Source organism: Ahrensia sp. R2A130 (assembly GCF_000179775.1).
Classification (GTDB): domain Bacteria; phylum Pseudomonadota; class Alphaproteobacteria; order Rhizobiales; family Rhizobiaceae; genus Pseudahrensia.
Map to the genome: position 1 here is coordinate 93,329 of NZ_AEEB01000001.1, position 17,612 is coordinate 110,940.

The window sequence follows — 17,612 nt, forward strand, 5'->3', positions numbered from 1 at the left end:
TGAGGGGGGCTGCTGCGCCGGAATTCCATTCCGGTGCATCGGCATTTCAAGGTCGGGCGTGTTTTGCGCGCTCGATCCTTACGGGCTCAGTTGCGGAAATCAGAGTATGACCTCCACGTTTCAGTCGATCTTCAAGCGATCAAGTCACGGCCAAACAAAGCTGGAAATGCCAGCTGCGGACAAGCCCATGATGCGGGTTCTGGAGCCACGAATTCTGTTGGACGCTGCTGCGGTGGAGACCGCGTTGGATATAGCGGGCCAAGCTGTTCACAACCAACTGGCAGACGATTATCTGGCAAACACCGGCATGGTGGAACAGGCCGATAGTCTCGATATGATCGACGCGCCGCTAGCTGAACCGCTGGTTGTTGACGAAGAGATAGCACTCAATTCAGAACCACGCCGCACCGACCACGAGATCGTTTTTATTGATGGAAGCCTGCCTGATATTGACGGGTTGCTCGCCTCCCTTGAGCCGGGTGTTGTGGTGCATGTGCTTGATCCCGAACAAGACGGTGTTCTGCAGATGGCGGAATTGCTGGAAGAAGAAACCGGCTTTGAAGCCATCCACATTTTCTCCCATGGCGAACCGGGTGCTTTGCAGCTTGGTACGGCCACGCTGAACGCTGAAAGCACGTTGGGCATTCACCGTGGTGCACTCGCTGCGATCGGCGATGCGCTCACAGAAAATGGTGATCTGCTGATCTATGGCTGTAACTTCGGTCAAGGTGAAATCGGTCGTGAAGCGGCTGGCCGTTTGGCCTCTGTCACCGGCGCAGACATTGCCGCTTCAGACGATCTGACGGGTTCTGAATCACTCGCTGGCGACTGGGACTTGGAACTCGAACTGGGTGAGGTTGAAACGCAGGCTTGGAGTGCGCCGAACTGGAACCACATTCTTGATGGTTATACGCTTGAAGCTTCCACTCCGCCGACGGTAGGGCACCTTGATGGTGGCATCATCGGTACCGCGAACACGACTGCGCTTTGGGAAGGCGCTGCCATTTTTGACAAGGGCGGCCCGCAGGAGCAGGCCTACGATATTCAGGCAACGCTTGTCGGTCTGACGCCCAACACATTTGCCACGTTTGAAACAGCTGCATCGGGCGATGGTTCGATGGATGATTTCCGCGTGGTTGTGACCAACGTGAACCCAGAAACGCAGCCGGGCATCCGTGAAGCCGGTTTTGTCACGATCCAGTGGCAGATCATTGATCCGGCAACGGGCGATCCTGCGCCTTTGGATGCCTTCGATATCGGTTTTGACGATTTGGAAGGGATCGCCGGACAACCCGCGGCTGGTGACACAATTATCGTGGATGCGACCGAATTGTGGAGCTACACCCGCGAGACCGGAAGCGACGTGGTGGTTACCGACGATTTCGGTGATCTGGTTGCTAGAGGCACGCAAGCCGTCAATGGCTCGAATTCCAATATTTCGCTTTCTTTCCAAGAGAGTAATGCTTTTCTTGTGACCTATGGCTCCACCAGTCAGGTCGCAAACTTCGATGTTGATGGCGATGCTGCTCTCGCAGGTTTTGCGACGCCGGACACGCAGGCTACACAGTCGCTCGATTTAGATACGACACAGCCGGGTAATAGCCGTGTCGTTACCTACAACAATGTGTCGGGCGTCGATGTTCCTGTTTCTCTGGTTTCGCAAAATGTAGAGATCTTCGAGTTCGATTCTGAAACTCTCGATGCTGTCACCATCAGACTGACGAACGCATATCTGGGCGACCGTATTAACTACGACGAAACCTTGCTCTCAATGCTTGGTGAGTTTGGTATTACCGTTGATAGCGTCACCACTGGCGTTGCCACCATGGGCACTCCCGCTGTCATCGAAGTGACGTTGAGCGGTATTGCGCAGATTGCTGACTATGAAACCGCTTTGCAGTCGCTGACATTCGACAACAATGCTGATGATGTCGATCTCAACACCACCACTCCCCGCATCGTTGAATTCGAACTGACGGACGGTGTCATTTCGACGACCGGCGTTCAGACACAAATCAACATTCAAACGCAGGGCGCAGCTCCAGTAGCTGCAGCCAACATTTACGTGGAAGATGAAGATCAATCGATCATCACCGGCTTTGCAGACGGACTGCTGGGCAATGATGCAATCGTTGGCGGCGCAACGCTCACAATTACCGATGCGCGTGATAGTCTGAATGCCTCGATACCGATCAACGCGGTCGGTGCTCCTGCACCTGTAGTTCATACAACGCCCGGTGGTGCAGAGCTTACGCTTTATGCAGACGGCAGCTTCGAATACGTGCCGCCAGCACATGTCTCTGGTCGTGAAAGTATTGCCTATACTGTTAGTGGTGGCGGTGGGACGGATATGTCTTACGCGACATTCGACATTCAGCCTGTGGTCGATGATGTTACCCTCGCGATAAGCCAGCCCACGCCGGTGACGGCAGAGGATGCTGCGACCGGTGCGATTTCGCTTACGGTATCGACGCCGGATGTTTCGGAAACACAGATCATCTTTGCTGAGGATGTCCCTATTGGTGTCATCTTGACCGATGGCATCAACAGCTTCCGTTCCGGGATCGATGGGGAAGTGAATGTCGATATCACAAACTGGGACCGGTCGCAGATTCGGGCTTTGCCGGTGCAAAACGATGACCGCGATATTGAGATCGTGATTAGCGTTGAGAACTACGAAATCGACGGTTCGGTGAGTTTTGACAGTCAGGTTGTCACTTTCGAAATCAATGCTGTTGCTGACGCGCCATTGCTGGAAGTCGATGAAATAACAGCAAATGTCGACGCTACCGTCGCGTTGTTCGAGGTTATCAATCTGCAATTGTTTGACTTTGATGGATCGGAAGAATTTACGTCGATCGAGTTGAGCAATTTGCCTGCCGGCTCAACGCTGTTCAGCGATAACGGGCCGATTGCCATTGTGGGCGGCACAGCTCAATTGCAGCAGATCGATATTTTCTCGCTTGCATTTACGCCTCCACAAATCGGTGGTCCGGCGATCTATCTGCTGGAAATGTCGGCAACTTCATCCGAGGTTTCCCCGGAGAACGGAGTGGATGTTTCCAACGCCAGCGTTGGTCCGCTCGTTTTGCGCATTGATCTCAACAATGACGATGCCGCAGTCGTTGCCAATACCGATTCCGCTGAAACAGTGTCCAACGAGATGGTCAACATCGACGTGCTGGCCAACGACATCATTCCTGATGGTGGTGCGCAGGTGACTCATATCAATGGGATTCCCGTTACCCTTAACAACCCAATCGACCTTCCTGCAGGCCTGGGCAGCGTCACTGTAAACGCATTTAATCAGGTGCGGTACACGCCGGGGCCGAACGCATTTGGTGATGTCCTGTTCGAATACACAGCCAGAGATGGTGACGATGATTCTGACGTCGCAACGGTGATTGTCGACGTTAAACCCATATGGGCCGTCACCGTAAACGGTACCGCTGTTGAAGGTGGAAATGCTGACGTAACCATTGGTCTGACAGGCGCTGTGGGGCAGGGCGGAACTGTTAGCGTTGATGTTGGCACCATCGACAATACAGCCGACTCTACTGATTTCGACAATCTGACAACCGCCTTTGCAGACGCTATCGCGGCCGATGGGACGGGCGCTTATTTGTTTGATGGGACAACACTGAGCTATACCGCGCCGTCTATACCTTATGAAGTCGAAACCAACCCTGCATCAGGCGTATTCAATGACATTTCCGCGACGGCAACGGCGCTGAACCTTGGTAACGACGGCTTGGCCGTTCGTAGCCTCGGCTTTGATTTCGACTTTTTTGGCGACACCTTCGATGAAGCTTTCATCTCAGCCAACGGCTATCTGACATTCGGTAGCCCCTCTGCATCATCAGGCAATGTTGAACTGGACGGTTCTGCTCTTCTAGGTCGCCCGATCATTGCTCCGTTCTTCGATGATCTCGATCAGGGCGGCGGCAACGTTTATGCGGAGACTATCGGCACCGAACCGGGCTCGCGTACATTTATTATTCAGTGGTCTGACGTGACGGCTGTGTCCGACGGACCGGCGACTGGCTCGTTCCAAGTGGTTCTCGTGGAGGCTACAGGTCAGGTCATTTTCAACTATCAGGACGTTACGTTTGCTGGCAGCGCAGATGGTGGCGCAGGCGCAAGCATTGGCCTGCAAGGTTCAGGCGGCATCTTTAACAACGTGTCTCATAATGCTGCGACCGTTACCGATGGGATGTCGATCACGTTCAATCCGGCTGCCGTGCAGTCGCCAGGCCTATCGGTGCCTCTGGGTATCGTCGACGACCCTGATTTCGAATTTTCTGAAGATTTTCAAATCCGTCTTACCAACCCTACCAATGCCGCGTTGAGTTCAGATGCCGCTGCCACAGTGACCATCGAAGCCAGTGACAACCAGGCACCGATTGCCAATGACGATGCAACAAGCACGCCAGAGACGACAGTGCGTTCGATCAACGTGCTGACCAACCCCGCTGGTGCTGACGTCGATCCTGAAGGCTTCGTGCTCGAGGTGTACTCCGTGGAAGGTCAGCTTCTAACTGACGGCAGCATGGTTACGCTTGCTTCTGGCGCAACCGTCACGATGTCACCGACGGGTTTGGCGCTCTACGATCCTAACGGTCAGTTTGACCATTTGGACGAGACGCAAAGCACAACCGATACCTTCACCTATGTCATCGTTGATGGGTTGGGTGAACTGTCCGGTACCGCTACGGTTACGGTTACCATCACAGGTGTGAACACCAGAGCCGTGCTTGACCTTGAGGATGACGGGACAACGCCTGAACGCAATATCGGCGTGATTTATTTGCCAACCGATACGTCGATACCGATTGCTGCTGCAAATGCCTCTGTGTTTGACCCCGATGATGTCGAAGTTACTGGTCTGACAATGGAGTTTGGCGGCTTCCTTCAACCTGGTGATGAGATTCTCGCTATCGGTGCCACGCAGGTTCGCTTTGGCACACCGTCGGTACAATCGGTTTTCGTTGGTACCACTACGTTTGAGGTCTCCTATGATGGCGTCAACTCCATAGCGGTGACCAGGTCTGGAGGTGGGGTTTTGCCATCTGCCGACATGAACTCCTTCGTGCGGTTGATCCAGTATTCCAACGAATCTGCCACTGATCAGCGCGGCGACCGAACGGTTACTTTTGCAGTCAACGATGGCTCCGCGCCCGGTGCTGCGTCCGTAGTGACCATCAATGTGCGGGGCGACAATGAAGCGCCTACCGCGCGCGACGATTCCAATGGTGGTTTGCCCTACACGGTGCTGGAAGATGGCCAGCTGATCATTTCAGAGGTCGACCTTCTTGCAAATGATGACGACCCCGAAGGCGATACGCTGACTATTATCTCGGTCGATGGATTGCTGGATGGCACTGCCTACCTTGATGGTTTGGGCAATGTGGTTTTTGAACCTGCCGCGAACTTCTCCGGCATCACAGAATTCTCTTACACTATTGGCGACGGATTTGGTGGCAGCGACACTGCCCGCGTGTCGATCAACGTCATTCCCGTGAACGATGCGCCCGATCTCGATCTCAACGGCGCAGGTGCGCTTGAAGATCACGCTGATACCTATGTGGAAGACTTCGCACCCAGACCGCTGGTCGCCGCTGACGCCACGCTGTCAGATGTCGACAGCACGCAACTTGTTGGTTTGGAAATTGTCGTCAACAATGGCGAAATCGGTGACCGTATCGTTGCAGGTGCTTTGCCCGGCGGAATATCTGCAACCTTCTCGCCAACGGCTGCAACTACAGGCTTGCTTGCGCCAGGTTCGGTGACGATCACGTTGTCTGGTACGGCGTTAGCTGATGACTATCAAACTGCGTTGCGCGGTTTCGAGTTTTCGACGGTTTCTGATAATCCGGTCGAAGGCGTACGCACGATCGTGGTTACCGCCAATGATGGTTTCGATGTTTCCGTTCAGCGGGTTAGCAGTCTAACCGTTCAAGGCACAAATGATGCGCCAGTGGCACTTGATGATACATTGGCAACAATCGACGAAGACACGACAGGCGTATACTCAACAGCAGATTTGCTGGCCAATGATAGCGATCCTGAAGGCGATTCACTGAACGTAATTAGTCTTGGTGCAGCGTCTAACGGCACGGTCACCTTGGTTGGTTCGCAGATCACATACGTGCCAAACCCTGATTTCTTTGGCCAGGATACCTTCACTTATCGCGTTTTGGACGGGCAGGGTGGTGAAGCCACGCGCACCGCCACGGTCAATGTGACCGCTATTAACGACGCGCCATTCCTCGACCTGAACCGTATCGATGGCGGCGGCGTGGACTACGCCACGAGCTACCGCGAGAACGACGTCAGCATCGCTATCGTACACCCCAGCGTAGAGATCACAGATGTTGATGATGCGCTCTTTGAGGGTGCTACGATTGTCTTGAGCGATGGTCAGATCGGCGATTTTTTGGCGGTCGGTACTTTGCCGTCTGCCATATCGGTGACCATCACTCCGGCTGGTGCGTTGACGTCCGCGCAACCGGTGACAATCCAGCTTTCAGGTAGTGCCAGCGCCAGCGATTACGCTCTTGCTTTCCAAGCCATCACTTATATGTCGACCTCCGACGCGCTGGTAGACGGGCAACGTAGTATCGAACTCCAAATCGATGATGGAGACGGCCCATCTCCAGTGGCGACCACCACAATTGCGATTGTTGCGGTCAACGATGCTCCTGTGGCTGGCAACGACTCCGCTACCATATTAGAGGATGGAACCGCTCAGTTTACGATTGCTGAACTGCTGTCCAACGACGTTGATCTGGACAACGAACCTCTCACCATCATTGGTGTCGGTGCCGCGTCTATCGGCACGGTATCGCAGGCAGGCTCCACGTTCACATTCACGCCGCCGGCAGATTATTTCGGTCCGGCAAGTTTCACATATACCGTGGAAGACGGTGCTGGCGTTACCAGCACGGCCACCGTCACTATTGATGTGACATCGGTAAACGACAGGCCTGTTGTGACTATCCAAGGTGCAATCGTCGGTTCCCCGAGCCAAGTGCCGTATGTGGAAAATGATCTGCCGGTTACGATTTTCGACGGTCTGATTTCGATCAGCGATGTTGATGATACCGAGCTTGATGATCTCACGGTTACGCTATCGAATGCCTTTGTTGGCGACGCCATCACAGTCGGTGTTCTTCCCCTCGGCATCACCGCTGAAATCACACCGGTTGGGCCTGTGACTGCTGATGGCACAATCCAAGTTGTGTTGCGCGGACCTGCTCTGCTTTCCGAATTCGAGACCGCACTTCAGGCGCTGCAATTCGCTTCGAACTCTGACAACATCAACGAAGCGATCCGCCTGCTAGTCGTGCAGGGCAATGACGGTTCAGATAACTCGCTGACCGCTGGTGGTCGTATTCTTGTAACCGCTGTCAATGATGCGCCGGTATCTGTTGCCGATACAGGACTGACCACCTTGGAAGATACGCCGCTGCTGCTGCTACCCGCTGACCTGCTTGCAAACGATACGGACGCTGAAGGCGATACGCTCTTCATATCTGCGGTCGGTGTTGCGACGAACGGAACCGTCGAACTTTTGCCGGATGGTAGCGTGCGTTTCACACCGCTGGCTGACTATTTTGGCCCAGCAACCTTCGCTTACACCGTGAGTGACGGGCAAGGGGGCACTGTGGACGTGACAGCTGATCTCACCGTTCAGTCAGTCGATGATGCACCAACTCTCGATCTCGATACCGCACAGATTGGTACCGTCGATTTTGCAACGGCCTATCGTGAAAACGATCCCGGGGTTTCGATCGTCAGCGGTGCGTTGTCGGTCTTCGATCCGGATAGCCCGATGCTTGATAGCGCGACAATCGTGCTGACAAACGCGAGTATCGGAGATGTGCTAACAGTCGGCCCACTGCCCGTGGGAATGGCGTTTACCGCTTCGGAAACATTCCCTATCTCGGCTGCAGGCGCTGTGACGCTTACGATCAGCGGGCCTGCCTCGGCTGCTGATTTTGAACTGGCACTTGCAGCGATCAGCTATTCTTCAGCGTCGGAAGACCCAAGCGAGGCGCAGCGCACGATTGTTATTCAGGTCAATGATGGCACCAGCGACTCACCCGTAGCGATCACCCGTATCGCAGTGGAAGCGGTGAACGACCAGCCGACTTCTGCAGGTGTTGCGCCATTTGCAGCTACCGAAGATACGCAGCTGACCATTGAATTTTCTGACCTTCTGGCCACGATCAACGATCCTGAAGGTGACCCCGTGACCGTATTGAATGTTGGCCCTGCCACGAATGGCACGGTCACACTTTCAGGCGGCCAGGTCTTCTTCCAGCCGGACCCGGAATTCAGCGGTACGGCGAGCTTCGATTATGAGGTGACGGACAATCTTTCAGCGCCGGTAACGCTCAGCGCGACCGTCGAGGTGGCTCCGGTCAATGACAGCCCGGAGATCGATCTCAACGGCGGTGCAATAGGTACAGATACTTCCGCCAGTTATTCCGAGCAGGCACCGCAAGTGCCGCTGGTGACGGCTGATCTTGCGATTATCGATGTCGACGACCCGGACTTGGCTTCGGTTACGGTTACTCTGACCAATGGTGAGGCCGGTGATCTGATCGAAGTCGGCGCATTGCCACCAAGCATTACGGTTGTCGGCGGCGCGCCCGCTGCTCTTGCCGCCGCCGGATCACTTGATCTCGTGTTGCAAGGTCCGGCAAGCCAGGCTGATTTTATGGCAGCGCTTCAAGCGTTGGGCTTCTCTAACGGCTCCGATCAAGTGGTCGAGGGCGTTCGTATCATTAGCTTTACGCTGAATGATGGTCAGATCGACTCCAACACTGCGTTGACGTCCATAGCGGTGACCGCCGTTAACGACGCGCCGATTGCTAATGATGACGGTGCGCCGGTGCCTCTTGCCGGTGTCGAAGATGTACCCCTTATCGTCCAGCCGTTGGGCAATGACGTGGACCCTGACGGTGATGTGATCATCATCAGCGAGATTGACGGTTTCGGCATCGCGCCTGGTGGTTCTTTGAATATTGCAGGAGCTATTGTCGCTCTTGCCGCGGATGGCGTGACGCTTACCGTTACGCCAGCAAGTAACTTCACCGGTCTGGTTTCATTCACCTATTCCATTAGCGATGGTGATCTCATCGATACAGCGACCGTCCATATCGACTTCGCCGCAGTCAACGACGCACCCATTGCTGTCGATGACGGACCACTCGGTTTTGATGAAGACACGAGCATCACATTCGATCCCATTGCGGGCAGCCTTGCTGGCATTGGGGTCGATAGCGACGTGGAAGGTGATGCGCTTTCCATCGTCACTTTGGGCGGTCAGCCGGTCATTCCCGGCGGATTCGTAGACGTTCCGGAAGGCAGACTTTCGTTAGCTGCTGACGGCCGCACCGTGACGTTCGCGCCGGGCGCAGACGTAAATGGTGCTGTGGTTGTAGGTTATGGTGTGAGCGATGGAAACTCGGTCAGCGAAGCCAATATTACATTCGATGTAGTCGCAGTGAACGATGCAACCGTCGCTGCTGGGATAATCGCAAACGCTGCTTTGACGGATGGCGAAATTGTCAATCTTCCATTGGCCGGCTTCTTCCTTGATGTTGACGGTGATGCGTTGTCATTCACTGCCACCGGTCTGCCATTGGGACTCTCCATTAATGCCTCGACCGGCATCATATCCGGTCAGGTAGCATCCGACGCTTCCCAAGGTGGGCCTTACAATGTGACGGTTTCGGCAACGGATGGTATGTCGCCGATTGCGACACAGACATTTGAAATTGGCGTCACAAACGTTGCGCCAGTCGTTGTCCCAACCAGCGATGTCACGTTGCGTGAAGGTGATAGTTTCTCAATTTCGGCTGCTGATTTGTTCAATGATGTAGATGGTGATGCATTGACCATTGCGGTCACCGGCTTGCCTGTCTGGGCGAGCTACGACGCTGGCACCCAACTTATCACAGGCACTGTGCCGTTTGATGCAGAAGGCAATGGTTCGGTTATTCTGAACGCTTCCGCCGACGATCAACAGGGCGGCACGACGAACACCACGTTGACCCTGGTTCCGGTCAATCCTGCGCCCGTCGCTATCAATGCACTGCCTGACTTCGTCGTTGCAGAAGAAGCCGCGTTTACGCTCAATGTCACCACACTATTTGTAGACGGTGGCAATGATGGAGATGCGTTGACCATCGCTGTCACAGGTCTTCCGAATGGGTTGGAGTACAATGCTGCAACCGGCATTATTTCGGGAACATTCACTGCAGGAACCGGCTCGGTTGCACCTTATACCGTGATGGTGACCGTCGATGACGGGCAGGGCGGTGTGCTGCTGGAGAGCTTCGATATTCGGGTGACGAACGATACCTTCCTGGCGCCTGTTGATGATGACGACGAAGACGAGGATGAAGCGGGTGACACGTTCTCCGCCGGACTGCGCTTCGATCAGCTTGTTGATTTTGGCAGCGATGCGCCTGCACTCGCCGACCTGACGATTGGTAATGCAATCTCGGAAATTGGATCGCTTCAGTCTATCTCCAGCGCATCAAGCATCGACAGATTGACGGTGCGTAACTCCACGCAAGGACTCTCGGAGCCGTCACCATTTGCGACCAGTTTGGATCGTGACGGAGAATCTGGAAGCCTCGATGCCGGTGTTTCTTCTGAGGGCGTAAACGTGAACTCGGACCCAAGGTTGGATCGGGTCGATGTCGCAGTGGTTTATCGCGGCGGGACAGTGTTCATAGCTTTGAAGACTGATTTCACCGAGACACGCGACGGCCGCATAACCGGCGTTGCCGCAACACCTGTTGGCGGTGGCGACTGGCCTGCTTGGGTTAACCCGGTGCGGGGCGATTTCCTGTCGGCCACTCCGCCTGTTGGCGAAGCCAGATTGAGCATCGAGGTTCGGGTCTTCATGGCGTCGGGTGAGGTTCTTGTAAAAACCGTCAACGTTCAGCTGACCGATGATCGAAAAGCTCCGGTTGCCGATGCAAACCTGCGCCTCACGTCGCTTGATCTGTAGCGCAATTCTGTCGTGTTGGGCGTGAACGGCCAAAACGCCTGCGCCTGTTAAATATTGGTTCCTATCAAGGAAAGCGTGCCTCATGTGGGCGCGCTTTTTTAGTTAATACAGTCTGTTAGCGTGAAATTAGCATGGTAAATGAAATTGAAAAATCTGCCCCCCTATTAAGCGTTCATTAGGCATGATTGGCGATAGTGATGAGGAACCGGGCGGTTATACATCACAGTGATGAGGCAGCTCGGAAGCGTTTGAGTTCGAGGAAATTATCCAGTGAAGCGTATTCTTCTAACATCCATCATGGCGCTCAGCGTCACGGCCTGCACGGTTACACCGAAGCCTCTGACGACGGGTTCCATTTCCCAGTTCGCCAGTGAAAAGCTGTCCCGTGTGACCGCCGATCAGGAGCCGGTGGAAAATGCCATCACGCTCTACGAAGCGATGGCGCGTGCTCTCAAATACAATCTCGATTTCCATGTCGAGTTGTACAACGAGGCCCTTGCTAGCCAGACGCTAGCGAATGCGCGCTTGGAAACGTTGCCCAAAATTGTAGCTTCCGCAGGTTACACCGGCCGAAACAACGACGCCGGCTCTGCGACCTCGACCATCTATCCTGATCGCCGCAAGTTCGAAGAAGACATTCAGTTGTCTTGGAACATTCTCGACTTCGGTCTGTCGAAAGTGCGTGCTGAACAGGCCGCCGACGAAGTTCTGATTGCCCGCGAACAGCGCCGCAAAATTATCAACCGCATTATCGAAGATGTGCGCACAGCATATTGGCGAGCAGTTTCTGCAGACCGTCTGGTAAAGGGGCTTCGTGCTCTTGAAGGTCGGACTCAAAAAGCGCTGAGCAATTCCAAGGCGCTTCAGAAGGGTGGGCAAACTTCACCGCTGACAGCGCTCACCTATCAGCGTGAATTAGTGGAAATTCAGCAGCGCATACAGCGTTTGCAGAAAGACCTGTCGCTGGCCAAAATTCAGCTGGCCGCACTGATGAATGTTCGTCCTGGTGAGCACTTCACGCTGGCCCAGCCATCACGCCGCGCCGACAACACCAAGCTCGTCATGGGTGGCGAAGAGATGGTGTTTGCAGCGCTGGAAAACCGTCCTGAAATTAGGGATGTGCAGTACAAACTTCGCATCAACTCGCAGGAATCCAAGAAGGCTCTTCTGGAACTGCTTCCCGGTGTAAACCTCTTTGCAGGCTCCAACTTTGACAGTGACCAATATTTGTTCAACTCGAATTGGATCGGTTGGGGCGCGAAGGCGACCTTCAATCTCCTCAATGTGTTCAAATACCCTGCCAAAAAGCGCCTAATCGGTGCCAAGGATGAAGTTCTTGATGCCCGTGCATTGGCCGTCACAATGGCGATCATGACGCAGGTTCACGTTTCACGTGTTCGCTATGGCCATGCCAAGAAATTGTTCCGTACGGCGCAGCGCCACACGAACGTTCAAAATGGTATCGTGAAGCAAATCCGTATCAGCTTCGGCGAGGGCGCAGCTTCCGAACAGACGCTTATCCGTGAAGAGATGAACACTCTGGCCAGCCGTGTGCAGTCGGACATCGCTTACGCTGATCTTCAGAACGCCTATGCCAACGTCTATGCATCGATGGGTATCGACCCTTACGCAGATGATTTGGCCCGTAACGACTCCATTGCGACCATGGCTGGCAGATTGAAAGAAGTCTGGATCGAACGGGGTGATCGTTCCGGTATCCATCGTGCCAAACGCTCCGCGTCTCGTCACATGGTAACGGGTTCGATTGCGCCGACAGGCAAGAAGCTTACGCGCAATCAGAAGTTGGATGCGTTGGTTACGTCTTCCATCAAACAACATCCGATGCATGCGAGTGATACGCCGGTAGCGCAGCCAATCAAAACGGCCAAGAAAACAAGTTCCTTCAAGGCTCGTGTTCGTCGTGCGCTCAAAGCGCCGGTGGGGATGCCGCTAAGCGACCGCTAATTTCTGTTTTGTCTTTTTGACAAACAGCAACTGACACTTCCGGGCAAGCGCCCGCACATGAACGCTCGATGATCCCACCGGATCATCCCACAAACGGGAGGCCAATATGGTCACGATGAAAAAAGGTCTTTTGGCCACTGCAGCCATTCTCTCGCTCACACTGTCGCAAGCGGCGTTTGCCGGCTCGGCAGTTGATGCTGTGGAACGTATGGCAAGCGAAAGCGAACCAACTATCGACCGGACCACGACGGGTTCTGTTGCCTCCGACGCGCAGTACGATGCGCGCGGTGTGGTTATGCCGAATGCGGAAGTCACGCTTGGCGCTGGCATCGCGGCATCGATCAAATCCATGCCTTTTAAGGAAGGCTCGACATTCCGTCAGGGCGACAATCTCGTAACCTTCGATTGCGGTCGTCAGGAAGCTGATTTGCGCGGTGCGAAGGCCGGTCTGGGTAAGGCTGCCTCAATCTACTCATCAAAGAAACGCCTGAAGTCACGCGGTGCCGCCGGTTCGCAGGAGGTCAAGGATGCCGCCGCTGATGTGGCGGCTGCCAAAGCCAACGCTGACGGTCTGGCGCAGGTTATTTCGCTTTGCCGTATCGATGCACCGTTTAACGGTCGCGTCGTGGAGCGCCACGCTGAGACTTTTGAAATTCCAGCGGCAAACGCTCCTATTCTCACTGTCGTCGATGACAGCGCTTTGGAGCTCGATCTTATCGTATCTTCAAAATGGCTGCGCTGGGTGAAGCCCGGCACGACCTTTGATTTCGCGGTCGATGAGTTGGGTACAAGTTTCCGAGCCAAGGTCGCTCGTCTGGGTGCCAAAGTCGACGCTGTTTCGCAGACAATCAAGCTGACCGGAACCTTCATCAAGCGCCCGCAAAACGTGCTGGCTGGCATGAGCGGCACGGCAAAATTCGCACCGCCGCCTACAAACTAAAACAAGACCTCGCAGCCGCCGCCAGGGCGGGCACTTGATCGGAATGACATGCAAAAGCCTGCGAGACCAATGCCACAGCGCAGTGTAACGGCCCGTACTGGCGAGCCGCAGGCAGGTGCTGCGGCCGCGCACAAACAGGCAGCTGCCCCACAAAAACAGCAGTCTTCGCAAGCGACTGGACCTCGCGCCGTAAAGGGTCGTGAGGTCGAAGTGGCCAACGCGCTCTTGAACCTCGAACGTGAGGCGCGTCGCTCCCAAAGCGAAGCCGAACTTGGCTACTTAATGGTCAATGGATCACGGGTTGCGGTCCAATACCGCCAAGCGATGTTGCTTCTGCGGTCCGGTCCCAGCAAGCAGCGGGTTGTCTCCGTTTCATCTCTTTCAGCGGTGGATCGCAATTCAACGTTCATCCGCTGGATCGAACGTCTCGTCGCACGTCGTGTCGGCGAGGGTGACCGCGAGAAAGTGATGTCGTTCGATGCGCGCCGCGATGCGAAAGCGGGTGATCCAGATGCTTCCGCTTATCCTTTTGCGCACATGGCATTGCTGCCTTTGCAGCTTCGCGATGGCACGGTGTTCGCTCATCTGCTGTTCACCCGTGAAGCGGAGTGGGACGAGCGCAGCCTGGTTGCTGCTGCGCGTCTTTGCGAAACATATTCGCATGCATGGGAAGCATTGGTTGGTCCCAAACGAACAAAGCGGAAATTGCGGTCCCGTCAGGCGCTAGGCTTCGCGGCTGCTGCTACTGTTTTGTTGGCCGGCTTTATTCCTATGCCGCTGTCCGTTCTGGCGCCTGCGCGTGTTGCACCCTCGGATGCTTACGTCGTGGCCGCGCCCATGGATGGTGTGATCGAAAGCGTTGAAATTTCGCCTAACACCCGGGTGAAGGCTGGCGAACTATTGTTCCGCTATTCCGACACCGATCTGCGCAACCGCCTCCAGTTAGCAGGGCAGGCGGTTAGTGTTGCCGAGGCACGTTATGACCAGAGCCTGCGCACATCATTTTCCGACAACCGCGCCAAGCGTGAATTGTCCATCGCAAAGTCTGAACTGAACTTGAAAGCTGGCGAATACGATTACGCTAGCGAGCTGATGAAGAAGACGGAAGTCGGTGCGCCGCGTGATGGGCTTGTTCTGTTTTCCGACAAGGACAGTTGGACAGGACGCCCTGTAGCGACCGGCGAACGCATCATGCGCATTGCTGATCCGAACTCCGTTGAGATCGCAATCGATTTGCCTGTGGCGGATGCCATCGTGCTGGAAGAGGGCGCGCGCGTTCAGCTCTACCTCGATAGTGATCCGCTCAATGCGGTCGAAGCTAGGCTGACATCCGCATCGTTCCACGCGCAGCCCAATGGCGACAACGTCTTGTCTTATAATGTCCGGGCAGATTTTGCTGAGGCAGATCTGCCGCGCATTGGTCTTCGCGGCACGGCCAAAGTTTATGGCGAGCGGGTCTTCCTCGCATACTATCTGTTCCGCAAACCGCTTTCGGCGATCCGGCAATGGACGGGGTACTGAACGAAGAGGAACGTGAAGACGTTCCGCTCCCGGTTCTGCGCGATGATCTGGAGATTGTCCCGACCGCACCGCAGCCGAACGGCGCGCCTGCATGGGTGATTTTCGATCCCGCAGCAAACCGCTACTTCGAGATCGGTCGGGAGACGCTCGATCTTCTGCGCCTCTGGCGTGTGGGCACGGTGGAGACGCTTGTTCGGCGTGTGAACACCGAATTCGGACGGACTATCGATAAGGATGACGTTGCGGAAGTGATCCACTTCCTCATCTCCAATGCGCTGGTTCGTGATATTGCGGGAAACGATTTTCGGGGCATGGCGGCGAAGGCTGCAGCAGAGAAAAAGTCGTGGTTTTCAACTGCGATGCACTCCTATCTGTTTTTCCGCATTCCGCTGTTCCGTCCCGACAGATTTCTGCGCGCCACATGGCCTGTGGTGCAAATTCTTTTTACGCGCATAGCCGTTTGGTTGTTCGTGGTGATGGCCGTAGCCGGGCTTTATCTGGTGTCGCGCCAGTGGGAGCAATTCACCGGCACTTTCCAGTACATGCTGTCGTGGAAAGGGGCCGCCTTTTACGGCCTCAGTCTGGTCATCGTGAAGTCGCTTCACGAACTTGGCCACGCCTATATGGCGGTGCGTTACGGGTTGCGGGTGCCGACCATTGGCATCGCTTTTATGGTGCTGATGCCGGTGCTCTACACTGACACGTCCGGCGCGTGGCGGCTGCGTTCGCGCAAGCCCCGTTTGATGATCGATGGTGCAGGTATCTTCACTGAACTTGCCATCGCTGCGGTGGCGACGCTGACATGGGCGTTTCTACCTGACGGGCCGTTGCGTCTTGTATTTTTCGCAATGGCGACGACCTCGTGGATCACGTCTTTGGCGGTGAACCTCAATCCGCTGATGCGGTTCGATGGTTACTATATTTTGTCCGACGGTTTGGGTTTTCAGAACCTGCAAAACCGTGGCTTTGAGATGGCGCGTTGGCGCATGCGGGAAATGCTGTTCGGGCTTGGCGACGATGCGCCCGAACCGCTCACGCCGAAGCTGCGCCGCCTCATCATCGTCCACGCATGGGCGACATGGATTTACCGGTTTTTCCTTTTTCTCGGCATCGCAATTCTCGTCTATGCCTTCTTCATTAAGATCGTCGGCATTCTTCTTTTCATCGTCGAAATCGTCTGGTTCATCGCCAAACCGGTGGCGAAAGAAATGGCCCATTGGTGGTCCATCAGGAGTAAGATCATGGCTGCAAAACGCATCCTTATCACGGGGTCGGTTTTGGCCGGGCTTACCATCGCTGCGATCATACCCTGGTCGACGCAAATTCGCGTTCCATCATTGATGACCGCTGGTCATGAGCAGGCGCTCTACGCACCATTTCCAGCCGTTGTCCAAAGGGTTACTGCCCGCGAGGGAGACGTAGTGGCGCAGGGCGATGTGGTGTTTGTTCTCGACGCACCGCAACTGCGGCTGGATCTGAAACTGGCACAAGAGCAGGCCACCCTTATCGAGTCCCGTATCGACCGCACGGGGTCGGACGAGACCGACCGTGCATCATTAATCGTGCTGCAAAACGAATTGGAAGAGGTGCGTGAGAAACTGCTGGGTCTGCGCCGTGTTGAAGAACGCCTTACAGTGCGTGCACCGTTTTCTGGTCGTGTTACGGATATGGATCCTGAACTGCACGAAGGTATGTGGATCAACCCGAAGACATCACTAGCGTTGCTTCAAGAAGAAGGCGGTAGCAGGATCAAAGGTTACGTCAGCGAACGCAATATTTTCCGCGTCGGTGTGCAGGCAACGGCCACCTTTGTGCCTGATAATCCTGAGCTTCCAAAAATCGATGCTACCGTCTCTGAAATCGCTACAGCGGCTTCCGAAGAGTTGGACGAGCCTTATCTCGCCTTACCGTTCGGTGGCCCGATCGCAGTTGAAGAGGCCAGCACCGAAACGCTGCGCCCGACCGAAGCGCGCTATGCGCTGGCGCTGGTGCCGTTATCAACAAGCAGTGTCGCTCCTCAAATGGCGGTGCGCGGTGTGGCGATCATCAAGGGTGAGCCGCAGAGCTTTTACGCGCGTGCAAAACGTCAAGTGCTGAAAGTTCTGGTTCGCGAGATGGGTGTTTAATTGCACACTGTGCACATACAACCGCTTT

General features: G+C 55.1%; 5 protein-coding genes. All 5 read left to right on the plus strand.

Going from position 1 to position 17,612, the window contains the following annotated elements; genetic code table 11:
- Positions 1–106 precede the first annotated feature (106 nt).
- Complete coding sequence (locus R2A130_RS00445) at positions 107–11,032, plus strand: tandem-95 repeat protein (protein WP_009462803.1); 10,926 nt, start codon at positions 107–109, stop codon at positions 11,030–11,032.
- A 270-nt stretch (positions 11,033–11,302) separates the two neighbouring features.
- On the plus strand, positions 11,303–12,997 hold the full coding sequence (locus R2A130_RS00450; protein ID WP_009462805.1) for a TolC family protein: 1,695 nt from the start codon (positions 11,303–11,305) through the stop codon (positions 12,995–12,997).
- Between the two features lie 106 nt (positions 12,998–13,103).
- Entirely contained in the window at positions 13,104–13,937 is an 834-nt protein-coding gene (locus R2A130_RS00455) for an efflux RND transporter periplasmic adaptor subunit (protein ID WP_009462807.1), read from the plus strand.
- A 69-nt stretch (positions 13,938–14,006) separates the two neighbouring features.
- On the plus strand, positions 14,007–15,458 hold the full coding sequence (locus tag R2A130_RS00460; RefSeq protein ID WP_050786019.1) for an efflux RND transporter periplasmic adaptor subunit: 1,452 nt from the start codon (positions 14,007–14,009) through the stop codon (positions 15,456–15,458).
- On the plus strand, positions 15,443–17,584 hold the full coding sequence (locus tag R2A130_RS00465) for an HlyD family efflux transporter periplasmic adaptor subunit (protein WP_009462810.1): 2,142 nt from the start codon (positions 15,443–15,445) through the stop codon (positions 17,582–17,584). The genes R2A130_RS00460 and R2A130_RS00465 overlap by 16 nt, the downstream gene beginning before the upstream one ends.
- The last annotated feature ends 28 nt before the right edge of the window (positions 17,585–17,612 follow it).

Excerpts from the sequence above, each read along its gene's own strand:
- R2A130_RS00445 (WP_009462803.1), top strand. The coding sequence starts at position 107 with ATGACCTCCACGTTTCAGTCGATCTTCAAGCGATCAAGTCACGGCCAA.
- R2A130_RS00455 (WP_009462807.1), top strand. The coding sequence starts at position 13,104 with ATGGTCACGATGAAAAAAGGTCTTTTGGCCACTGCAGCCATTCTCTCG.
- R2A130_RS00460 (WP_050786019.1), top strand. The coding sequence starts at position 14,007 with ATGCCACAGCGCAGTGTAACGGCCCGTACTGGCGAGCCGCAGGCAGGT.
- R2A130_RS00465 (WP_009462810.1), top strand. The coding sequence starts at position 15,443 with ATGGACGGGGTACTGAACGAAGAGGAACGTGAAGACGTTCCGCTCCCG.